Source organism: Streptomyces sp. SM10 (assembly GCF_002910915.1).
In the GTDB taxonomy this organism is placed as follows: Bacteria; Actinomycetota; Actinomycetes; order Streptomycetales; family Streptomycetaceae; genus Streptomyces.
Genome location: NZ_NEUF01000063.1, coordinates 52,560 through 73,010 on the forward strand (window position 1 = coordinate 52,560; position 20,451 = coordinate 73,010).

At 72.0% G+C, this 20,451-nt stretch carries 19 protein-coding genes; 5 read left to right on the top strand and 14 right to left on the bottom strand.

Features of this window, described 5'->3' with window-relative positions; all coding sequences use genetic code 11:
- Positions 1-6 precede the first annotated feature (6 nt).
- The 3 genes from B9S57_RS08365 to B9S57_RS08375 are packed head-to-tail and all read right to left on the bottom strand — an operon-like array spanning position 7 to position 4,632.
- Positions 7-957, bottom strand: a complete 951-nt coding sequence (locus B9S57_RS08365; protein WP_103514897.1) for a hydroxymethylglutaryl-CoA lyase — start codon at positions 955-957, stop codon at positions 7-9.
- On the bottom strand, positions 954-3,002 hold the full coding sequence (locus B9S57_RS08370; protein ID WP_103514929.1) for a biotin carboxylase N-terminal domain-containing protein: 2,049 nt from the start codon (positions 3,000-3,002) through the stop codon (positions 954-956). Before B9S57_RS08370 ends, B9S57_RS08365 begins: the two co-directional genes overlap by 4 nt.
- A gap of 13 nt (positions 3,003-3,015) precedes the next feature.
- Positions 3,016-4,632, bottom strand: coding sequence for a carboxyl transferase domain-containing protein (locus B9S57_RS08375; protein WP_103514898.1), 1,617 nt, complete (start codon positions 4,630-4,632; stop codon positions 3,016-3,018).
- 111 nt (positions 4,633-4,743) lie between these two features.
- On the opposite strand from B9S57_RS08375, the gene B9S57_RS08380 reads away from it, so the two are divergent.
- Both B9S57_RS08380 and B9S57_RS08385 read left to right on the top strand, forming a co-directional pair.
- Positions 4,744-5,358: a TetR/AcrR family transcriptional regulator gene (locus B9S57_RS08380; protein ID WP_103514899.1), complete on the top strand. Its 615-nt coding sequence runs from the start codon at positions 4,744-4,746 to the stop codon at positions 5,356-5,358.
- Positions 5,359-5,728: 370 nt separating this feature from the next.
- The gene (locus B9S57_RS08385; protein WP_103514900.1) at positions 5,729-6,526 is read left to right on the top strand and encodes a phosphatase; all 798 of its coding nucleotides are present in this window, start codon (positions 5,729-5,731) and stop codon (positions 6,524-6,526) included.
- Positions 6,527-6,609: 83 nt separating this feature from the next.
- Here the strand turns inward: B9S57_RS08385 and B9S57_RS08390 are convergent, their stop codons facing one another.
- From B9S57_RS08390 to B9S57_RS08430, 9 genes are all read right to left on the bottom strand, one after another.
- Positions 6,610-7,794, bottom strand: a complete 1,185-nt coding sequence (locus B9S57_RS08390; protein WP_258036291.1) for a cytochrome P450 — start codon at positions 7,792-7,794, stop codon at positions 6,610-6,612.
- On the bottom strand, positions 7,692-9,053 hold the full coding sequence (locus tag B9S57_RS35260) for a cytochrome P450 (protein WP_258036287.1): 1,362 nt from the start codon (positions 9,051-9,053) through the stop codon (positions 7,692-7,694). The genes B9S57_RS08390 and B9S57_RS35260 overlap by 103 nt, the downstream gene beginning before the upstream one ends.
- A complete protein-coding gene (locus B9S57_RS08400; RefSeq protein ID WP_103514902.1) occupies positions 9,050-9,649 on the bottom strand; it encodes an ATP/GTP-binding protein in 600 nt (199 codons plus the stop codon). Before B9S57_RS08400 ends, B9S57_RS35260 begins: the two co-directional genes overlap by 4 nt.
- On the bottom strand, positions 9,627-9,977 hold the full coding sequence (locus B9S57_RS08405; protein ID WP_103514903.1) for a DUF742 domain-containing protein: 351 nt from the start codon (positions 9,975-9,977) through the stop codon (positions 9,627-9,629). The genes B9S57_RS08400 and B9S57_RS08405 overlap by 23 nt, the downstream gene beginning before the upstream one ends.
- On the bottom strand, positions 9,974-10,396 hold the full coding sequence (locus tag B9S57_RS08410; protein ID WP_103514904.1) for a roadblock/LC7 domain-containing protein: 423 nt from the start codon (positions 10,394-10,396) through the stop codon (positions 9,974-9,976). Before B9S57_RS08410 ends, B9S57_RS08405 begins: the two co-directional genes overlap by 4 nt.
- Positions 10,393-11,859 carry an ATP-binding protein gene (locus tag B9S57_RS08415; RefSeq protein WP_103514905.1) on the bottom strand — a complete coding sequence of 489 codons (1,467 nt, stop codon included), beginning with the start codon at positions 11,857-11,859 and terminating at the stop codon, positions 10,393-10,395. The genes B9S57_RS08410 and B9S57_RS08415 overlap by 4 nt, the downstream gene beginning before the upstream one ends.
- 493 nt (positions 11,860-12,352) lie before the next feature.
- Positions 12,353-13,312 carry a cation diffusion facilitator family transporter gene (locus B9S57_RS08420; RefSeq protein ID WP_103514906.1) on the bottom strand — a complete coding sequence of 320 codons (960 nt, stop codon included), beginning with the start codon at positions 13,310-13,312 and terminating at the stop codon, positions 12,353-12,355.
- A gap of 27 nt (positions 13,313-13,339) precedes the next feature.
- Positions 13,340-14,215, bottom strand: coding sequence for an acyl-CoA thioesterase II (locus tag B9S57_RS08425; RefSeq protein WP_103514907.1), 876 nt, complete (start codon positions 14,213-14,215; stop codon positions 13,340-13,342).
- A gap of 23 nt (positions 14,216-14,238) precedes the next feature.
- Positions 14,239-15,396, bottom strand: a complete 1,158-nt coding sequence (locus tag B9S57_RS08430) for an acyl-CoA dehydrogenase family protein (protein ID WP_103514908.1) — start codon at positions 15,394-15,396, stop codon at positions 14,239-14,241.
- A gap of 278 nt (positions 15,397-15,674) precedes the next feature.
- Between B9S57_RS08430 and B9S57_RS08435 the strand changes: the two genes are divergently transcribed.
- Both B9S57_RS08435 and B9S57_RS08440 read left to right on the top strand, forming a co-directional pair.
- Complete coding sequence (locus B9S57_RS08435) at positions 15,675-16,136, top strand: Asp23/Gls24 family envelope stress response protein (protein ID WP_103514909.1); 462 nt, start codon at positions 15,675-15,677, stop codon at positions 16,134-16,136.
- A 150-nt stretch (positions 16,137-16,286) separates the two neighbouring features.
- Positions 16,287-16,628: a DUF5713 family protein gene (locus B9S57_RS08440; RefSeq protein ID WP_103514910.1), complete on the top strand. Its 342-nt coding sequence runs from the start codon at positions 16,287-16,289 to the stop codon at positions 16,626-16,628.
- A 31-nt stretch (positions 16,629-16,659) separates the two neighbouring features.
- Here the strand turns inward: B9S57_RS08440 and B9S57_RS08445 are convergent, their stop codons facing one another.
- A complete protein-coding gene (locus B9S57_RS08445) occupies positions 16,660-17,397 on the bottom strand; it encodes an SDR family oxidoreductase (protein WP_103514911.1) in 738 nt (245 codons plus the stop codon).
- A 124-nt stretch (positions 17,398-17,521) separates the two neighbouring features.
- Here B9S57_RS08445 and B9S57_RS08450 point away from each other — a divergent pair, with 124 nt between their 5' ends.
- A complete protein-coding gene (locus tag B9S57_RS08450; protein WP_103514912.1) occupies positions 17,522-18,136 on the top strand; it encodes a TetR/AcrR family transcriptional regulator in 615 nt (204 codons plus the stop codon).
- On the opposite strand, the gene B9S57_RS08455 is transcribed toward B9S57_RS08450, so the two are convergent.
- On the bottom strand, positions 18,090-20,423 hold the full coding sequence (locus tag B9S57_RS08455) for a glycoside hydrolase family 3 N-terminal domain-containing protein (RefSeq protein ID WP_103514913.1): 2,334 nt from the start codon (positions 20,421-20,423) through the stop codon (positions 18,090-18,092). The two genes, B9S57_RS08450 and B9S57_RS08455, sit on opposite strands and share 47 nt — an antisense overlap.
- Between the last annotated feature and the right edge of the window lie 28 nt (positions 20,424-20,451).

Sequence of the window (20,451 nt, forward strand, 5' to 3'; positions counted from 1 at the left end):
GGTGCTTCACTCCTTGTGGGACAGCGCGCGGACGGTACGGGACGGGCTCGGTCGGCCCAGTTGTTCGGCCATCCACACGCTGGTGGCGGTGAGTGCGCCGAGATCGACCCCGGTGTCGACACCGAGGCCGTCGAGCATCCACACGAGATCCTCGGTGGCGAGATTTCCGGTCGCGCTCTTCGCGTACGGGCAGCCGCCGAGGCCGCCCGCCGAGGCGTCCACCGTCGTCACCCCGTGCTGGAGTGCGGCCAGGGTGTTGGAGAGCGCCTGGCCGTACGTGTCGTGGAAGTGCACCCCGATCGTGCCGGTGCCCACGCCCGCCTCGTTCAGCGCGGAGAGCAGCTCGCGCACATGGCCGGGGGTGGCCACGCCGATCGTGTCGCCGAGGGAGAGCTCGTCGCAGCCGAGGTCACTCAGCGCCTTCGCGACACGGACGACCTGCGCGACCGGCACCGCGCCCTCCCACGGGTCGCCGAAGCACATCGACAGATAGCCGCGCACATGCCCCCCGGCCTCCTTCGCCCGGGCCACGACCGGTTCGAACATGGCGAGCGACTCATCCACCGTGCGGTTGAGGTTGCGGGCGGCGAACGTCTCGGTGGCGGAGCCGAAGACCGCGATGCGCCGGGCGCCGAGCGCGAGCGCCCGGTCCAGGCCGCGTTCGTTCGGCACGAGGACGGGCAGCGCCACGTCCCCACGGTCCGAGAGCTCCCCGAGCATCGGGAACAGCTGCTCCGCGTCGGCCAGTTGGGGCACCCACTTCGGGTGCACGAAGCTGGTCGCCTCGATGGTGGACAGCCCGGCCGCGGCGAGCCGGCGGACGAACTCCGCCTTCACCTCGGTCGGTACGACGGTCTTCTCGTTCTGCAGCCCGTCGCGCGCTCCGACCTCGTGGATGCGGATCCGGGCGGGCAGGTCCGGCGCGGGCACCGTCATGGGCAGTCCGGTGCCGGTCATGACTCCTCCTTCGGGGCCACCACGGCCAGGATCTGGTCCATGGCGACCGTGGCGCCCGCGGTGACGTCCAGTTCGGTGACCGTTCCGGCGTGCGGCGCGGAGATGACGTGCTCCATCTTCATCGCCTCGACGACCAGCAGGCTCTGCCCGGCCACGACCTCGTCCCCGACCGCCACCTTCACCACCGTGACCGTCCCGGGCATGGGCGCGGCGAGCGTGTCCGCGCCCGAACGCGCCGCGCCGCTGAGGGACGCCTCCACCGGGTCGTGGTCCTGGACGTGCCAGGCGTCGCCGTCCCGGCCGAGCCAGACCCCGTCCCGTGCGGCCGCCCTGCTGAACGTGTGGGTCAGGCCGTCGACCTCGACGACGACACGCGGCCCGGAGGCCTCGACGAGCCGGGACGTCCGCGCGCCGGGCAGCGAGGGGAAGGGACCGCACGCGTCCGCGGCCTCCTCCCGGTCCCCGGCGTGTCCGAACGCCAGCGACGCCGTGCCCCGCGCGCCCGTACGCACTCCCACCCGCACCGGGGCGTGGCCCGGGACGCGGAAGTGGTGGAAGGTCTCCGCCGGTGTGCCGCCGAGCCGCCATCCGCTGGGCACCGAGAACGGGTCGACCCACCCGTCGGCGGGCGTCGCCGGAGGCTGCCGCAGAAGGGCCGCCGCCGCGTACACCTCCTCCGGGACCCCGTCCGGCACCAGGCCGTCCGCCTCCCGCTCCACCAGACCGGTGTCCAGCTCGCCCGCGGCCACGGCCGGATGGGCGAGCAGTCGCCGCAGGAAGCCGGCGTTGGTCGGGACGCCCAGCACCACCGTGTCCGCCAGCGCCGCACGCAGCCGGCGCAGCGCCGTCGGCCGGTCGGGGCCGTGGGCGATGACCTTCGAGAGCATCGGGTCGTACGTGCTGCCGACCGGCACGCCCTCACTGAGGCCGGAGTCCGTCCGCACCCCGCCGCCCTCCGGCTCGTGCAGCGCGAGCACCGTGCCGCCGGACGGCAGGAATCCGCGTGCCGGGTCCTCCGCGCAGACCCGCGCCTCGACGGCGTGCCCGGTCAGCGTGATGTCCGCCTGGGCGTACGGCAGCCGGGCGCCGGACGCGACCCGCAGCTGCCACTCCACCAGGTCGAGCCCGGTGATCAGCTCGGTGACCGGGTGCTCCACCTGGAGGCGGGTGTTCATCTCCATGAAGTAGTACGAAGCGGGGTCGCTGCCCGGGACGATGAACTCGACCGTCCCCGCGCCCACGTACCCGCAGGACCGGGCCGCCTGCACGGCCGCCTCGCCCATCGCGGCCCGGGTGTCCTCGTCGAGCAGGACCGAGGGCGCCTCCTCGATGATCTTCTGGTGGCGGCGCTGGAGCGAGCACTCGCGCTCGCCCAGGTGCACGACGCTGCCGTGTCCGTCGGCCAGCACCTGGATCTCGATGTGCCGAGGCCGGTCGATCCACCGCTCCACCAGCAGGGTGTCGTCGCCGAAGGAGGCGCGCGCCTCGCGCCGGGCCGCCGCGATCTCGTCGGCCAGCGCCTTCTCCTCGCGCACCAGCCGCATGCCCTTGCCGCCACCCCCCGCCGAGGGCTTCAGCAGGACGGGCATCCCGATCTCCCGCGCGGCCGCGCCCAGTTGCGCGTCGGTGAGCCCGCTCCCCGAGGAGCCGGGCACCACGGGCACCCCCGCCGCGGCGACGGTCTCCTTGGCGCGGATCTTGTCGCCCATCAGTGAGATCGCCGCGGCGGGCGGGCCGATGAAGACCAGGCCCGCCTCCGCGCAGGCCTGCGCGAAACCGGCGTTCTCCGCGAGGAAGCCGTAGCCCGGGTGGACCGCCTCGGCACCCGTACGGCGGGCGGCGTCCAGCAGCCGCTCCACGGAAAGGTAACTCTCCCCGGCGGGAGCGGGCCCGATCCGTACCGCCGTATCGGCCTCCCGGACGTGCCGGGCGTCCGCGTCGGCGTCGCTGAAGACGGCGACCGACCGCACGCCGAGCTCGCGCAGGGTCCGGATGACCCGGACCGCGATCTCGCCACGGTTGGCGACCAGAACAGTGCTGAACATGGAGGTCCTCACATCACATCCGGAAGACGCCGAACTGGGGGTCGCCCAGCGGGGCGTTGGCACACGCGGTCAGGGCGAGCCCCAGCACCTGCCGGGTCTCCGTCGGGTCGATCACGCCGTCGTCCCAGAGCCGGGCGGTGGCGTAGTAGGCGTTGCCCTGCTGCTCGTACTGCGCGCGGACCGGATCCTTGAAGGCCTCCTCGTCCTCGGCGGGCCACTCCTCGCCGCGCCCCTCGATCTGGTCCCGCTTGACGGTGGCCAGCACGGATGCGGCCTGCTCGCCGCCCATGACCGAGATCTTGGCGTTCGGCCACATCCAGAGGAAGCGCGGTGAGTAGGCCCGGCCGCACATCGAGTAGTTGCCGGCGCCGTAGGAACCGCCGACCACGACGGTCAGCTTCGGCACCCGGGTGCACGCCACGGCCGTCACCATCTTGGCGCCGTGCTTGGCGATGCCCCCGGCCTCGTAGTCCCGGCCGACCATGAAGCCGGAGATGTTCTGGAGGAAGACCAGCGGGATGCCGCGCTGGTCGCACAGCTCGATGAAGTGGGCACCCTTCTGGGCGGACTCCGAGAACAGGATCCCGTTGTTGGCGACGATGCCGACGGGGTGGCCGTGGATCCGGGCGAAGCCGGTGATCAGCGTCTGGCCGTACTCCGCCTTGAACTCGGCGAAGCGGGAGCCGTCCACGACCCGGGCGATGACCTCCCGGACGTCGTAGGGCGTACGCGAGTCCACGGGCACCGCGCCGTACAGCCCGGCAGGGTCCGCCTTCGGCTCCTCGGCGGGCTCCACGGACCAGGGGAGCGGGCCGCGCTCCGGGAGTGTCGCGACGATGTTCCGCACGATCCGCAGCGCGTGCGCGTCGTCCTCGGCGAGGTGGTCGGTGACCCCGGACGTACGGGAGTGCACCTCGCCGCCGCCCAGCTCCTCCGCCGTGACGACCTCGCCGGTGGCGGCCTTCACCAGCGGCGGGCCGCCCAGGAAGATCGTGCCCTGGTTCCGGACGATGACGGCCTCGTCGCTCATCGCCGGGACGTACGCCCCACCCGCCGTGCAGGAGCCGAGCACCGCCGCGATCTGGGGGATGCCGGCGCCCGACATCCGGGCCTGGTTGTAGAAGATCCGCCCGAAGTGGTCCCGGTCGGGGAACACCTCGTCCTGCATCGGGAGGAATGCGCCCCCCGAGTCGACCAGGTACAGACACGGCAGCCGGTTCTCCAGGGCCACCTCCTGGGCGCGGAGATGCTTCTTCACCGTCATCGGGTAGTACGTGCCGCCCTTGACGGTCGCGTCATTGGCGACGATGACGCACTCCCGGCCGCTGACCCGGCCGATCCCGGCGATCACCCCGGCCGCCGGAGCCGCGCCCCCGTACAGCCCCTCGGCCGCGAGGGGTGCCAGTTCCAGGAAGGGCGAGCCCGGATCGAGGAGGGTGTCCACCCGCTCCCGGGGGAGCAGCTTCCCGCGCGCCACATGCCGGGCGCGGGCCTTCTCACCCCCGCCGAGCCGTGCCGTGGCGAGCCGCGTGCGCAGCTCCTCGGCGAGCGCGTGATGCGCCGCCTCGTTGGCCTGCCAGGCCTCCGAGGCGGGATCGGCCGCACTCACCAGGACCGGTGCCTGCTGCATCCTGTCGAGCCCCCTTGCCCGTACCGCTGAACCGGATGAGAGTTAATGAGCGTTAACGTCTGTGACGCTCAGGTTAACGAGCGCTAACCCCCCTGTCTAGAATGAATCTCCATGAGCACCCATGCCGCCGCCCGTGTCGCGGCTCCCACCCGCCGCGAACAGATCCTCAGGGAGGCGGCCCGCCTCTTCGCCGAGCGCGGCTTCCACGGTGTCGGGGTCGACGAGATAGGGGCGGCGGTCGGTATCAGCGGCCCCGGCCTCTACCGCCACTTCCCGGGCAAGGACGCGATGCTCGCCGAGCTGCTCGTCGGCATCAGCGAGCGCCTGCTGGCCGGCGGCAGGCTCCGCGTCACCGAGGACGGTGCCTCCCGGGGCGGCTCCCCGGACGCCCTCCTCGACGCCCTCATCGAGGGCCACATCGACTTCGCCCTGGACGACCGGCCGCTGATCACCCTCCACGACCGCGAGCTGGACCGCCTGCGCGACACCGACCGCAAGCGCGTCCGCCAGCTCCAGCGGCAGTACGTGGAGGTCTGGGTCGAGGTCGTCCGCGCCCTCTACCCGGCCCTCGCGGAGAGCGAGGCGCGGGTCACCGTCCACGCGGTCTTCGGCCTGCTGAACTCCACCCCCCACCTGACCCGCCCCGAGGCCCTCCCGGACCGCACGGCCACCGCCGCCCTGCTGCACCGGCTGGCGCGGGGGGCCTTCGAGGCCGCCGCCTCGTAACCGGAGGGCCGTCAGACCCCGTTTGTGTCCGCTCCGGCCCTGACCTGCCGGGTTCCTGTACCTCGCGGGATGGGGCAAGCCCACCCGGCCCCGCCCCAAGGCCCGGCAGGACTCGCGGACCCGCGACACCGCCGCCCGTCACGGCCACCCCGGCTGTTCCGGCTGCCGCCTGGCCGGGGGTGGTGCCACCGGGCCGGTGAAGACCGCCGATGCCGCTCCGTACGCCGTCCCGCAGCGAGGCGACGGGCCCCCGCCGGGCGGCCGGACGCGGGCGGGAGCGGCGTAGGGCCGGAGGCGCGCCACAGGGCGACAGGATCCCGCCGTACGAGACACCCGGCACACGGTGCGCCCTCGACGGCACAATGGGTGCATGCCGATACCCAGCCGCGCCGCACTCGTCGAGCACCTCGTCCGCACCCGTATCGCGGGCGACGTCGCCACCCCCCGGGACAACAACCTCTCCCACTACCGCCAGCTCGCCAACGGCAACCGCCACTTCTGGCTGGGGCTGGAGCTCGGTGACCGGTGGACCGACGAGCAGGACGTCCTGGCCGTGATGGCCGAGAGATGCGGCGTCAACGACGACCCGGAGCACCGGCAGGGGCAGGACACCATCGACCCCGAGCTGACGGTCGACGCCCTGGACCGGATGGCGGCACGGCTGCGCAAGGCGGCCGCCGACGGGGAGCGGGTGCTGCTTGCGACCGGGCACCCCGGCGGGCTGCTCGACGTGCACCGGCAGACCGCGAACGCCCTGCGGGCCGCCGGATGCGAGATCGTCAGGATCCCGGGCGGCCTCATGGCGGACGAGGGCATGGTCTTCCAGTTCGCCGACGTCGCCGTCCTGGAGCGCGGGGCGACCCTGTGGCACACGCACTCACCGGTCCCGATGGCCGCCATCCTGGACGGCCTCGAGCGCGAGGGCCGGCCGAGGCCGGACCTGGTCGTGGCCGACCACGGCTGGGCCGGGTGCGCGGGGCAGCGCGGCATCGACTCGATCGGCTACGCGGACTGCAACGACCCCGCGCTCTTCCTCGGCGAGGCGGAGGGCACCCTCCAGGTCACCGTGCCGCTGGACGACCACGTGGCCGACCCGCGCTACTACGACCCGATGACCGACTACCTGCTGGACGCGGCCGGGCTGCTGCCCGCCGCGGACCGGGAGTAACGGCGGCCGGAGCGGGTCCGGCGGGCCGGCCGGTGGACACCGGGACCGGCCGGCCGTACCCGGGCTGCTCGGCCCGCAGACCCTCAGGCCGGGGTGGGACGGACCGGCGAGACGTCGATGCGCTGAGCCCCGTTGACGATGAACGACTCGACCTGGGGGACGTCCGCCGCGGGGGACGCCAGGGCGAGGTCCGGGTACCGGGCGAACAGGGTGGTCAGGGCCACATCGGCTTCCAGCCGTGCGAGCGGGGCCCCGAGGCAGAAGTGGACGCCGTAGCCGAACGCCAGGTGCTCCCTGCCGAACCGGTCGATGTCGAACCGGTCGGCGTCCGGGCCGTGCTGGGCCGGCTCGCGGCCCGCCGCGGCGTAGGACGCGAGGATCGCCTCACCCCGGGTGATGCGCTGACCGTCCGGGAGGTCGATGTCCTCGACGGCGTAGCGCAGGGGCAGATGGGCCACGCTCGGCTCCCATCGCAGGGTCTCCTCGATGACGTCGTTCCAGCGCTTCGCACCGGCCCCGGTGACCTGCCGGAGCTGCTCGGGGTGTTCCAGCAGGGCGCGGACGGCGTTGCCGATGAGGTTGACGGTGGTCTCGAAGCCGGCGCTGATGATGAGCAGCAGGGTGTCGGTCAGCTCTGCTTCGCTCAGACGGGTGCCGTCCTCGTCGCGGGTGGCGATCAGGACGCTGGTCAGGTCGTCCCCGGGGTTCTGCCGCTTGCTCGCGATGAGGTCGGACAGCATCTGCTGGAGCCCCGCGAAATTCGACGCGGCGTCCTCGATGGTCGTGTCGAAGACCCTCTCGACCAACTGTGCCATGCGCGGCCGGAGTTCCTCCGGCAGCCCGAACAGGTGGCAGATGACCTGCATGGGCAGCGGGTGGGCGTACGAGGCGCGCAGGTCCACCGTGCCGTCGGAGGAGAGCGCCACATCGTCCAGCAGCCGATCGGCGATCTCCTGGATGACGGGCCTCAGCGCCTCGATGCGGCGTGCGGTGAACGCGGGGGTGACGAGTTTGCGCAGACGGCGGTGGTCCTGCCCCGCGGCGGTGAACATGTTGGAGACCGCCACCCAGGTGTAGACCCACATGTCCGGGGTGATCTCGCCGCGCTGCCAGACGCTCCAGGCGCGGGGGTCCTTGGTCACGCGGTCGTCGGTCAGGAGCTCCTTCAGGAGTGAGTGGCTGCTGACGGCCCAGGCGTCCAGGGCGCCGGGGAGTACGACCCGGGTCGCCGGTCCGCGCTCGCGGAGGAGAGCGGACTCTCCGTGGATGTCGCGGCCGGCGGGGTCGAGGACGAGGGGCTGCTCCATGGGGTGACTCCAGTTTTCTGCGGCGTGATGGGACCGAAGCGGGCCGGGAGGTGCGCAAGTGCGCGGTGGAAGGGGCCGGGGCGCCACTGCAGGCTCTCGCGGGGCACGGCGAGTTCGAGGTCCCCGAGGTGGCTGGTGAGCCTCTCGATCGCGGTGATCGCGATGAGCAGGGCGGGCTGCTTGACGGGGCAGGCGTGCGGCCCGGAGGACCAGGCGAGGTGCGCGCCGCCGTCGGTGCGCTCGCCGCCGTCGTGGCCGTCGTGGCCGTCCGGGGCGGTGTTCGCCGCGTGGTACGAGATGAGCACGAGGCTGTCGGCGGGGATCCAGGTGCTGCCGATCTGCACGGTGCGGCGCGGGTAGTGCGCGCTGTAGTTCGCCATCGGCGGCTCGTGGCGCAGCACGTCGTTGATGGCGTCGCGGGCGGTGCGGGCGCCGTTGGAGAGGCTGCTGTAGTAGTCCGGGTTGGACAGCATGCGCGACAGGGCGTTCGAGATCAGGTTCGTGGTCGGTTCCTGCCCCGCGGCCATGGTGAGGATCACCTGGTGGGCGAGTTCCTCCGGCGCGAGACCGGCGGGGTGGTCCATGAACCAGCTCGTCAGATCCTCCCCGCGCTGCTGCACCTTGAGCGCGATCAGCTCCTCCATGTACCGGCCGAAGTCCTCGTTCGCCTTGATGGCGTGCTCGGGTTCGGATTCGAACAGACCTCCCATGGCGGCCACCAGCCGGGGCCCGTCCTCGGGCGGCATGCCGAACATCGCGTTGAACAGCACCAGCGGCAACGGGCGGGCGTACTGGCCGACCAGGTCGACCTCACCCGTGCCGGCGAAGTCCTTGATCAGACCGTCCGCGATCTCCGCGACCTGTCTGCGCAGGTCGTGCGGCTCGATCCGGCTGAAGCTGTCGGTGATGACCGACCGGTAGCGACGGTGCGCGGCTCCGTCGTTGAACAGGGCGTTGGGCCGCCACCCCATCATCGGCTTCACCGGCGAGTCGGCCGGGAGCCCGCTCTCCCAGGCCCGCGGGTCCTTCGACCAGACGCCCGGGTCGTTGAGCACGGCGAGGGCGGCATCGCGGTCGGTCACCAGATAGCCGCTGACGCCCGGGGACACCTCGACGGGGGCGACCGGCCCGAACGCGCGCAGACGGGCGTAGACGCGCCCGGGATCCGCGGCGAACTCAGGGCTGTACAGAGGGACTGCCAGGGGCAGGTAGGTGCTCATGAGGCTTCCAGGACGGGGTGGGCGGTGAGCAGGTGGGTCACCAGCGCGATCAGTACGTCCACGGCCGACGTCGTCTCGCGGGCGTCGCAGACCACCAGCGGGGTGTGCGGCTCCAGGTCCAGGTGGTCGCGGAGCACCTCGGGCGGGTGGTCGGGCGAGTCGGGGAAGGTGTTGACGGCCACGGCGTAGGCCAGTCCCTGCTGCTCGATCATGTCGATGACGTCGAACGAGTCGTCGAGACGGCGGGTGTCCACCAGGACCACCGCACCCAGGGCGCCGCGCGCGATGTCCTCCCAGAGCGGCTTGAACCTCTTCTGGCCCGGAGTGCCGAACAGGTAGAGGACCAGATCACCGGGGAGTGTCCTGCGGCCGAAGTCGATGGCGACCGTGGTGGTGGCCTTGTCCCGCACACCGGCGAGATCGTCGACCTTCGCACCGGCCTGGGTCATGACCTCCTCGGTGTGCAGCGGCGCGGTCTCGGAGAGCGTGTTGATCAGCGTCGTCTTCCCGACGCCGAAGGGTCCGGTCACCACGATCTTCACCAGCGTCTTCTCGTCGCTGTCGAGGAAGGTGTTATCGGATACTGCGGAGTCCATCGAGCACCTTCTCTAGCAGCTGGGGATCGTGTGCCTTCGCTTCGGGGATGGGGGCGCGGGCGTGCAGGTACGAGCTGTCGACGAGATCGGCGACGAGGACGCGGACCAGGCTCACCGGCAGTACCAGGCGGGCGGCGACCTCGACCAGCGCCAGCGGGCCGCCCTGGAGGAGTTCGACCAGCCGGCGCTGCGCGTGCGTCAGGCCGTCCAGGGCGGTGACGCCGGTGGCCGACAGCAGGGTCAGGCGGTCCAGCGTGTTGCGCGTCGGCTGGACGCTGTCGGTGGCCAGGAACGACGGCACGAGCCGCCGGCGGGGAGCCGGCGTCATCCCCGGGCCCGAGCAGGCGAGTTCATCACCTTGTCACCGAGCTTCGAGACCTGGACCTGCATGGCGTGGGCGATGACGCCCATGTCCACGGTCGGCTGTGCGAAGACCGCCATGACCGTGTTGTCGCCCGCGGGGATCAGGAAGGCGAACCCGTAGTTCGTGCTGACCACCACCTGGTGCAGTACGGGGCTCTCCTCCTGCCCCGCCAGCTTCCTGACCAGTTCCTTGCAGGCGCCCTGGACGGCCGACGCCATGGCGGAGGCGCCCTCCCCGGCCTCCCGGGTGAGGGCCTGGGTGGCGCCCTGGATCATCCCGTCGCCGGAGAGGACCAGAGCGTGCACGACCCCGGGTACCTCCAGGAGAGGGGTGAGCACCCAGGACATGTCCCTGAGAAGGGGACGCTTGGGAACGACGGTCATGACTGCGTGCCTTCTTCCTGGTCTGTGTGCGCGTCCTCGAATCCGCGCAGGGTGCCGGTCTGCCAGGCGCCCCACGTCTCGGCCGCCTGGTCCGGGCTGATCGCAGGTGCCGGGTCCTGGCCCTGCCGGGCGGCCTGCTCCGTCTCCTGGGGGGCCCGTTGGCGCCGGCGCCGCGGCAGCTCGGTGGCGCCGACGGGCCCGGCGGCCGGAGCCGGTGCGGGGCTCTCCTGCCTGGGCGGCTCCGGCTTGCGCAGGGCGGGGGACATGGCCGACATGGGCTGGGCCACCTCATCCATCAGCATCAGCAGGTGATCGGGGATGAACGCCACGGCCCGCACGCCGCCGTACGACGAGGGCTTGTCCACCGTGACGGTGAAACCGAACTGCTGCACCAGACGGCCGATCGTGGCGAACCCCGCGCGCGGCGGATCTCCCAGATGGGTCAGCAGGATCCCCTCCTGGCTGGACAGCATGCGTGCGGCGAACTCACGCTCCTCGTCCGTCATGCCCACGCCGGGGTCGTCGATCACGACGCACGCGCCCGCCTGCACCTGGTGCAGGCTGACGTCGACGGGCCGCGTGCCCTGAGGGGTGTGGTGCACGGCGTTCGCGAGCAGCTCGGCGACGATCACGGCGAGCGGCTCCACCGCTCGGGCCACCACCCCGACCGGGTCGGAGAGCTGGCTGGTGATCTGGACGCGCTGGTAGCCCGCGATGCGGGACTGGGCTCCGGCGACGATGTCACCCAGGTGGGAGTCGCTCCGGGTCAGCCCGGGCCAGGCTCCGCAGAGCACTCCGGTCGCCTGGATCTGCCGGAGGTTCTCCTCGTTCGTACGGTCCATCGAGACCAGCCGCTTGGCGATCTCCGGATCGTCGAAGGCGAACTGCGCCTCCTCGATCATCTCCTGGAGGCGGTAGGACTTGGCCTGGATGTCGGCGGTGGTGTCCCGCAGCACGGCCTGGGCGCCTGCGTCGACCCGCTGCTCGGTGTCGACGACGACCTGGGCGACCTGGTTCAGGGCGCGTTCCAGGAGGGCCCCGACCTCGGTGTGGGCGAGCGCCGGGTCCTGCGTTCCGGGGATGGGCACATGACGGCTCCTCAGGTGCGCGACGAGGGCCGGCAGCCGGGTGTCGACGAAGTACGCCAGCTCCCCCGCTGTCCGGCCGCCCTGCTGCTCCGCGCCGATGCGGGCGCGCTCGGCCTCCTGCGCCTCGGCGATGAGGGCCGCTTCCATGGACCGGTAGCGGGCCTCCGCGGCCTGCGCCGCCGCCTGTTCGCCGGACCGCGCTTCGGCCTCCAGGGCCTGGTACCTGCCGGCCGCCGCCCGTGCTTCGGCGCGAGCCTCCGCGCGCAGTGCCGCGGTCGACCGGCGCGTGCGGAGGTGGAGGAGTGCCAGGGCGAGGGCGACGGCCGTCATGGCCAGCGCCAGTACCCAGGGACCGGCCTCCGATATGTCCGTCATCAAAAGGTCCTCGGTGGTGGGGGATACGCCTGCCCGCGTGCGGCCAGGGCTGGTTGAGGCGACCTCAGGAAGGACATCGGTTCCTGACCGCAGATGCAATGAATCTGCTGATCATGGCTGGAATTCGAGCCTCCGGAACATGTGAATCACCACGTGAGGTACGTAAAGAATTGACATGCAAGATAAAGCGGCACATTGCGGAATGTGGGTGTGCCGGCCGCTCGGTTCCGCCTGAAAGATGACTATTTGACGGGCTGTGACGTCAGGTCTGCCGCAGCGCCCGGCCGTGGGTACGGCTGGGCGGCGTGCGGGTCCCGCGTCGGACGCTCTCCGGTGTGGCCGTCAGTGAGGTCGATCACCGGGGTGAGGGCGCAGGACGGGCCTGGACGCCGGAGTGGTGCAGTCTGTTTTGTCACCGAATGCCCTGCCGGACACGCCTCTGGCCAGATCCGGCCGGTAGCAGACAGTGGCCCCGGAGCCGACCGCCCGCACCTCAGCCGCCGGAGCGCGACGCCAGGCGCTGCGCGCGCCCCGGCGTCGGGTCCAGGTACACCCGCTGGATGGACGGGTAGCGCTCGCGCAGCTGCTGCTCCGCCTCCTCGCACGCCCACTCGATCTGCGCGGCCGTCGACGCGTCCCTGAAATCGATCTTCGCGGCGACCAGCAGCTCCGAGGGCCCCTGGATCAGGGTCGTCAGCTCCACCACCTCCACGATGTGCGGCACGGACAGCAGCTCCTCCCGCACCCCGGCCCGCATCGCGGCCGGGATCGGCCGGCCGATCAGCAGCTGGGCGTTGGACCTGCCGAGCACCCATGCCACGTACACGAGCAGGAGGCCGATGAGGACCGACGCGACGCCGTCCCAGACCCCGGAGCCGGTGAGCTGCCCGCCGAGCAGGCCGCCGGCCGCCAGCAGCAGTCCGGTCAGGGCGGCCGAGTCCTCCATCACCACGGCCTTGACCGCCGTGTCGGGCGTCCGGCGCAGATAGCGCGGCGCCGGCATCCGCAACCGAGCGGCCTGACCGCGCACCTGTCGGATCCCGGTACGCAGCGAGAAGCCCTCCAGGAGGAAGGCGACCGCGAGCACGAGGTAGGAGATGAGCGGATCGCCGAGCTCCTCGCCCCGCAGGAGCGTGTGGATGCCGTCGTACAGCGAGAACACCGCGCCGCCGACGAAGGTCGCGACGGCGGCGAGCATCGCCCAGATGTACCGCTCGGGGCCGTATCCCAGCGGATGGTCCTCGTCGGCGGGCTTCTCGCTCCGCTTGAGCGCGGTGAGGAGCATGAACTCGGTGACGGTGTCGGCGACCGAGTGCGCGGCCTCCGAGAGCATCGCGCTCGAACCGCTGATCAGCCCCGCCACCAGCTTCGCCACGGCGATGCCGAGATTGGCGGCCGCCGCGACGACGACGGTGAACGTGGGCTCGCTGCCGCCGGGCCGGTCGTCACTCATGCGGGCAGTATGTCCGACGGCGCGGCCTCAGTCCCTCGGGACGCGGACCAGGCCCTCCTGGATGACCGTGATGGCCAGCTTGCCGTCGGCCGTCCAGATCCTGGCCTGGCCGAGACCGCGCCCGCCCGACGCGGAGGGCGACTCCTGGTCGTACAGCAGCCACTCGTCCGCCCGGAAGGGGCGGTGGAACCACATCGCGTGGTCCAGGCTCGCGCCCACCACGTCGCCGACGGACCAGCCGCCGCGCCCGTGTGCGAGCAGCACCGAGTCCAGCAGGGTCATGTCGGAGACGTACGTCGCCATGCAGACGTGCAGCAGCGGGTCGTCGGCCAGCTTGCCGTGCGTCCTGAACCAGACCTGGGAGCGCGGCTCGCGCGGTTCCCCGGCGGTGGCGAACGGCGGGGCGTCCACGTACCGCAGGTCGACCGCGGCCCGGGCCTCCAGCAGCCGGTCGGCCATGCGCGGGTCCGTGAAGCGGTCCGCGTACCGGGGCAGCATCTGCGCCGCCGTCGGCAGGGTCTCCGGGTCCGGGGCCGAGGGCATGACCGCCTGGTGGTCCATGCCGTCCTCGTACACCTGGAACGACGCCGAGAGGTGGAAGATCGGCTTGCCGTGCTGGACGGCGACGACCCGGCGGGTGGTGAAGGACCGCCCGTCGCGGATCCGGTCCACGCTGTAGACGATCGGCGCGCCAGGGTCCCCGGGGCGCAGGAAGTACGCGTGCAGGGAGTGGGCACCCCGGTCCTCGGGGACCGTGCGCCCGGCGGCGACCAGGGCCTGTGCCGCGACCTGGCCGCCGAAGACGCGGGGCACGACCGCCGAGCGGCTCATGCCCCGGAAGATGTCCTGCTCGATCCGCTCCAGGTCGAGCAGATCGAGCAGGGAGTCAAGTGCTTGGCTCATGGAGGAGAAACGTAGCCGCTCTCTCAGAGACCCATGGACTTGGCGATGATCGACTTCATGACCTCGCTGGTGCCGCCGTAGATGCGGTTGACCCGGTTGTCCGTGTAGAGGCGGGCGATCGGGTACTCGTTCATGAAGCCGTAGCCGCCGTGCAACTGGAGGCAGCGGTCGATCACGCGGTGCGCGACCTCGGTGCAGAACAGCTTCGCGGAAGCCGCCTCGGCGGGCGTGAGCTCGCCGGCGTCCAGGGCCTCGATCGCCCGGTCGCAGACGGCCTCGGCCGCGTCGACCTCGGCCTTGCAGGCGGCCAGCTCGAACTTGGTGTTCTGGAAGGACGCGACGGACTTGCCGAAGACGGTGCGGTCCTGCACGTAGCTCTGGGCGAAGCGGACGGCGGCCTTGGCCTGGCCGTACGCGCCGACGGCGATGCCCAGGCGCTCCTGCGGGAGGTTCTGGCCGAGGTAGGAGAAGCCCTTGTTCTCCTCGCCCAGCAGGTCCTCGACGGGCACCTTGACGTCGACGAAGGCCAGCTCGGCGGTGTCGGAGACCTTCAGGCCCAGCTTGTCGAGCTTGCGGCCGACCGAGTAGCCCTCGGACTTGGTGTCGACCACCAGGAGCGAGATGCCGTGGCGCCGGTCGTCGGCCTTGGGGGCGTCCGTGCGGGCGCAGACGATGACCTTGTCGGCGTGGACGCCACCGGTGATGAAGGTCTTGGCGCCGTTGAGGACGTAGTGCGTGCCGTCCTCGGAGAGCTTGGCGGTGGTCTTCATGCCGGCCAGGTCCGAACCGGTGCCCGGCTCGGTCATGGCTATGGCGTACATGGACTTGCCGGAGACGAAGTCCGGGAGCCAGCGCTTCTTCTGCTCCTCGGTGGCGTACGCCTTGAGGTAGGGCAGGCAGAGCAGGACGTGCACGCCGGAGCCGCCGAAGGAGATGCCCGCGCGGGTGGTCTCCTCGTACAGGATCGCTTCGAACTTGAAGGTCTCCATGCCCGCGCCGCCGAACTCCTCGGGCACCTCGATGCCGAAGATGCCCAGCTCCGCGAGCTTGTAGTAGAAGTCGCGAGGCGCCTGACCGGCCGCGAACCACTCGTCGTAGACGGGGACGACCTCGGCCTCGATGAAGGCGCGGACGGTGTCCCGGAACGCCTCGTGGTCCTCGTTGTACACGGTACGGCGCACGGGGTGCCTCCTGGTGTCAGCTTCAGCTTCGGTCGCGGTGGCTAAGCGCTTGCTCAGTCCAGGTTCAAAAGTTACCCGGCGGTCACGGTGGCTGTCCAGGGTGATGCTGAGCACGCCGGGCCGCCATGGGCCGGTGCGGGGGGTCCGGTAGCGGAGCGTGCGCACGCGGAGCGCTGCGTACGCCTCGATGGCGGGCCGCGGCGGTCGGGCGCACAGTGAAATGAGGAGCCGACGAGGATGCGAGCCCCCTCGTCGCATCGACCCTCTGTGAGGCAGCCATGGCTGATGTCGGGACCAAGGGCGGTAGTTCAACGACAGGCGGGAACGGGGAGAGGCCCGGACGCGGCACGACCACCATCGCCGACGGCGTGGTGGCCACGATCGCGGATATCGCCATCCGGGAGACCGAGGGCGTGCACTCGGTGGGACGGGGCGCGTCGAAGGCCTTCGGCGCCGTCGCGGGCCGGATGCCCGGCTCCTCCTCCGGGGCGGGGCGCGCCGTCAAGGTGGAGGTGGGAGAGCGCCAGGCCGCGATCGACGTCGACGTCGAGGTGGAGTACGGCGTCCAGATACACAAGCTCGCCGACCGGATCAGGGACGGCGTGATCGAGGCGGTCGAGACGATGACCGGTCTGGAAGTCGTCGAGATCAACATCAACGTCTTCGACGTCCACATCCCGGGTGACGAGGACGACGAGGACGACGAGGACAAGGGGAGGGCGCCCGCGCGGGTGCAGTGAACCGGGCGTCCGTGCCGGTGGAGTGAGCGCCGCGTCCGCCCGGCCCGCCGGGCGGACGCGCCCCCGCTGTCAGTGGTGTGGTGCACCATCGGTGTGACGGCTCACCGGCGGGTGGTGGGCCGGGGGAACACCGAGCGGGCGGGGCGGGCAGTGGCGATCGCGAATCAGCGCATGGCGGGGTACGGGTTCCTGCGGGAGCTGTACCAGGACGGGTATTTCCCCGACCGGCTCGTCGACCGGGGGAGGGCCGTGCTGGTCGGGCTCTGCGAACGCATCGAGGCCGAACGGCCGGCGGACCTGGCCGCGCTGTATGTGCTGACGCACGCCGCGACCGAGGAGTTCAACGCCCTGGAGGCCGCCTTCGAGGCTGCGGGGAGCGAGATCGAGACCACCGCCCGCGAGGAGATCGCCGAGGACTTCTGGGCCGTCGCCGCGGCGTACGGATTCACGGAGGCGGACGTCGAGGAGCTCATCGCTCCCCGGGACTGGTGAAGAGGGGGGTGTGAACGGCTGAAGCGCCGGGTCAGGCCTGGGCCGTGGGCCGGACGACGATCTCGTTGACGTCGACGTCGTCGGGCTGCTCGATGGCGAAGCGGATGGCCCGGGCGATCGCCGTGGCCGGGATGGCCATGTGGTCCTTGGACTCGTTCAGCCGCGCGCGCAGGTCCGGGTCCGGGACCGAATCGGCGAAGTCGGTGGCCACGAATCCGGGTGAGACCATGGAGACCCGGATCGAGGGACCGGCCTCCTGCCGCAGACCTTCGGTGAGGATGCGGGCGGCGGCCTTGGATGCCGAGTAGACGGCCATGCCGGGCACCGTCCTGTAGGCGGCGGTCGACACGGTGTGCACGAACTGGCCACCTTCCTGGCTCCGGAAGACGGGGAGTGCGGCCGCGATGCCGTGCAGCAGCCCCTTGACGTTCACGTCGATCATCGCGTCCCAGTCGTCCACCCGCAGGTCGTCGAGCGGCGAGACCGGGCCGGTGCCTGCGTTGCCCACGAGGACGTCCAGCCTGCCGAAGTGGCTGCGGGCGAGCGCCACCAGGCGTTCCGGTCCCTCGCGCCGGCTGACGTCGACAGAGGTGAACGCGACCTCGCCCCCGCTCTCCCGCAGCTCTTCGGCCAGGATCTCGAGGCGCTGCTCGCGGCGTGCGCCGAGCACGAGCTTCGCCCCGCCCTCCGCCAGCAGGCGCGCGGTGGCGGCGCCGATCCCGCTGCTCGCTCCGGTGATCGCCACGACCTTGCCCTTGATTCCGGACATGCCGAATCTCCGTTCCAGACGCTCTAGACTGCTAAGCGGACATGTGTCCATTACGGATTCCACGTTAGCGGACACGTGTCCGTATAGGCAATCGACGGCGAGGCCCAGGGAACGGAGAGAGCGGATGACGCAGCCGCAGGACGGAGAAGGGGGAGGAGGAACGGCCGGGCCCCGGCGGCGCGCCACGCGGTCGGACGCGCAGGACAACCGCGCGCGCATCATCGACACCGCGCGCACGGTGTTCACCGACGCCCCCGACGCGACCCTCCAGTCGATCGCGAAGGCGGCCGGCATCGGGCAGGGCACCATGTACCGGCACTTCCAGAACCGCGAGGCGCTGCTCGTCGCCGTCTACCGCGAGGACGTCGAGGCCCTCGTCGATGCCGCGCCGGCCCTGCTCACGGAGCACGATCCGCTGGACGCGCTCCGGCTCTGGTTCGACCGGCTGGCCGCGTACGGCAGGATCAAGCACGGCGCGTCCCTGGCCGTCGAGGCCGCTACCCGGGCCGATCTGGGGAGCGAGTACTACGCGCCGGTCATCGACGCGCTGGACCGGCTGCTGACCGCATGCAAGGAGGCGGGCCGGGTGCGCCCCGATGCGGACGCGGACGAAGTCCTGCTGCTCGTCTCGTTCCTGTGGAAGGCGGACGGACCCGACTGGCAGGAACGCGGCGAACGCATGCTCGCCATCGTCATCGACGGTCTGCGGGCCGGCCGTCCCGACCCACCGTCACCGTGAACCGGGCCTCCCGGGTGCGCTCCGACGACGGCCCCGTCCCGATCGCGAACTCCCCCGGTTCCACGGCCCATTCACGGGCGTGCGTGAACGAGGCCAGGGTTCCCGCACCGATGAGGAAGGCGACCTCGGTGCTCTCGCCGGGCGCGAGGGTGATCCGGGCGAAGCCCCGCAGTTCGCGCACACGGGGCCACGACGTCCCGCCGAGCACCCGGCGCACGTAGAGCTGGACGGTCTCCCGCACCGGCCGGGCCCCCGTGTTGGAGACGCGCACGGTGCAGCTCAGAGGTGTCGCCCCGCCGAACCGGTCCGCCGCCACGGACCGGGAGGAGAGCCGGGGCACGCCGTACTCCACCGTCGTGAGGGACAGCCCGTGGCCGAACGGGTGCCGTGCCGTGGCCGGCTGGTCGACGTAACCCCGGTAGCCGTGGTCCTTGCCGTTGTAGAACACCGGCAGCTGGGCCGCCGAGCGGGGGACGGAGACGGGCAGCCGCCCCTGGGGCTCGGCCGACCCGAACAGGACGTCCGCGACCGCCCTTCCACCCCACGGGCCCGGATACCAGGCGCTGAGCACCGCCCCGGCCGTGCCGGAGAGGTCGGGCAGGGCGTGCGGGCGGCCCTGGACCACCACCACGACCACCGGGGTCCCGGTCGCGGCGACCGCGTCGAGCAGCGCCGACTGTCCCTCGGGCAGACCGATTTCGGCGAGGTCGACGCCCTCGCCACAGGTCATCTCCACCGGATTGCCGGAGGCCACGACGGCCGCCCCGTTGGCGTCGAAGCGGGTGTCCGACTCACGGGCGCTCGACCCGCCGAGGACCAGCACCGCCACATCGGAGTCGGCGGCGAGCGCCACCGCCTCCGGCAGGCCCGACAGATCACCGCCCACCAGGCCGCACCCCCGGGCGTACGTGACGCCGGTGCCCTCGGGCGCCGCCGCCCGGATTCCGGCGAGCACGCTGCTGCCCGTGCCCGGCCGCTGGGGCGCGGTGTAGTCGCCGATCTGCTGCGGCACGGAGTCGGCGTTCGGCCCGATGACCGCGACGGTCCCGGCCGGGCGGCCGGCGAGCGGCAGGGTCGCGCCGTCGTGCGCGAGGAGGGTGACGGACTCGCGGGCGATGCGCTCGCTCAGCCGCTCCAGGCGCCCCGGAGCCGGGGGTCGCGCGACGGTGTACGGCTGCTCGAAGAGGCCGAGGCGGAACTTCAGCGCCAGCACCCTTCCCACCGCCGCGTCGAGCGTGTCCTCCCCGACCAGCCCGCTCCCGACAGCCTCGGCCAGCCGTGGGAAGCACGCGTCCCACAGGCTCAGGTCGGTCCCGGCCCGGAGCGCCATCGCACCGGCCGCCACCGGATCGCCCGCCATCCGCACCAACCGGTCGACCGCGAGCCCGTCGGCCATCACGAGACCCTCGAACCCCCACCGCTCCCGGAGGATCTCCGTCAGCAGGTGGCTGCTCCCCGCGCACGGGAGGCCGTCGAACTCGTTGTACGCGGCCATCAGGCCCGCAGCTCCCGCCCGTACACCCGCCCGTGCCGCCACGAGGTGGATCTCGTGCAGTTCCCTTGTGCCCAGCTCGGTGGCCGCGCTGTTGCGCCCGCCGACCGTGGCGCCCTGCCCCGCGAAGTGCTTGAGCACGACGGCCGCACGGTCCGGCCCGATGCGCGGCCCGGGCGGTCCCTGCACCCCGCGCACCAGCGCCTCGGTGAAGCGCGCCGCCAGATACGGGTCCTCGCCGAAGCACTCCTCCGCGCGGCCCCAGCGCGGATCCCGCGCCAGGTCGAGCGCGGAGACCAGCGCGACATGGCCGCCACGGGCCCGGAGCTCGGCGGCGGCGAGAGCCGCCGCCTCCTCGTACAGCTCCGGATTCCAGGTGGCGCCGACCGCGAGGTTCACCGGCAGCAGGGTCCCGTCCAGGGCCTGCAGCCCGTGCGGCATCTCCTCGACCAGCAGGACCGGGATGCCGAGCCGGGTGTTCTCGACGACGTGCCGCTGCACGGCGTCGGAGACCCGCGCCCCGTCCTCGGCGCCGATGCCCGTCTCCGCCGTCACCCCGGACCACGGGTCGGCGCGCTGCAGTCCGTACAGCGCGCCCATCCCGTCGTACGACGCCACCTCCGCCCGGAACGCGTCCGTCAGGCGATGGCCCGACGGGGTGCGCTCGTACGCGTCCCATCCGTACATCCGCTGGTTGACCTGGCCCACCTTGTCGGTGAGCGTCATCCGCGCCAGCAGATCGCGGACCCGGTCGGCGACGGGCAGCATGGGGTCGCGGAACAGCGGCTCGGACATGGGCGGATCACCTCAGGAGGTCAGGAAG

What these genes read in the sequence shown, in the direction of transcription:
- B9S57_RS08455 (WP_103514913.1), bottom strand. Translation starts at nt 20,423, where the DNA reads ATGTCCGAGCCGCTGTTCCGCGACCCCATGCTGCCCGTCGCCGACCGG.
- B9S57_RS08375 (WP_103514898.1), bottom strand. Translation starts at nt 4,632, where the DNA reads ATGCAGCAGGCACCGGTCCTGGTGAGTGCGGCCGATCCCGCCTCGGAG.
- B9S57_RS08365 (WP_103514897.1), bottom strand. Translation starts at nt 957, where the DNA reads ATGACCGGCACCGGACTGCCCATGACGGTGCCCGCGCCGGACCTGCCC.
- B9S57_RS08380 (WP_103514899.1), top strand. Translation starts at nt 4,744, where the DNA reads ATGAGCACCCATGCCGCCGCCCGTGTCGCGGCTCCCACCCGCCGCGAA.
- B9S57_RS08420 (WP_103514906.1), bottom strand. Translation starts at nt 13,312, where the DNA reads ATGAGTGACGACCGGCCCGGCGGCAGCGAGCCCACGTTCACCGTCGTC.
- B9S57_RS35260 (WP_258036287.1), bottom strand. Translation starts at nt 9,053, where the DNA reads ATGAGCACCTACCTGCCCCTGGCAGTCCCTCTGTACAGCCCTGAGTTC.
- B9S57_RS08400 (WP_103514902.1), bottom strand. Translation starts at nt 9,649, where the DNA reads ATGGACTCCGCAGTATCCGATAACACCTTCCTCGACAGCGACGAGAAG.
- B9S57_RS08435 (WP_103514909.1), top strand. Translation starts at nt 15,675, where the DNA reads ATGGCTGATGTCGGGACCAAGGGCGGTAGTTCAACGACAGGCGGGAAC.
- B9S57_RS08415 (WP_103514905.1), bottom strand. Translation starts at nt 11,859, where the DNA reads ATGACGGACATATCGGAGGCCGGTCCCTGGGTACTGGCGCTGGCCATG.
- B9S57_RS08410 (WP_103514904.1), bottom strand. Translation starts at nt 10,396, where the DNA reads ATGACCGTCGTTCCCAAGCGTCCCCTTCTCAGGGACATGTCCTGGGTG.
- B9S57_RS08370 (WP_103514929.1), bottom strand. Translation starts at nt 3,002, where the DNA reads ATGTTCAGCACTGTTCTGGTCGCCAACCGTGGCGAGATCGCGGTCCGG.
- B9S57_RS08450 (WP_103514912.1), top strand. Translation starts at nt 17,522, where the DNA reads ATGACGCAGCCGCAGGACGGAGAAGGGGGAGGAGGAACGGCCGGGCCC.
- B9S57_RS08405 (WP_103514903.1), bottom strand. Translation starts at nt 9,977, where the DNA reads ATGACGCCGGCTCCCCGCCGGCGGCTCGTGCCGTCGTTCCTGGCCACC.
- B9S57_RS08425 (WP_103514907.1), bottom strand. Translation starts at nt 14,215, where the DNA reads ATGAGCCAAGCACTTGACTCCCTGCTCGATCTGCTCGACCTGGAGCGG.
- B9S57_RS08385 (WP_103514900.1), top strand. Translation starts at nt 5,729, where the DNA reads ATGCCGATACCCAGCCGCGCCGCACTCGTCGAGCACCTCGTCCGCACC.
- B9S57_RS08445 (WP_103514911.1), bottom strand. Translation starts at nt 17,397, where the DNA reads ATGTCCGGAATCAAGGGCAAGGTCGTGGCGATCACCGGAGCGAGCAGC.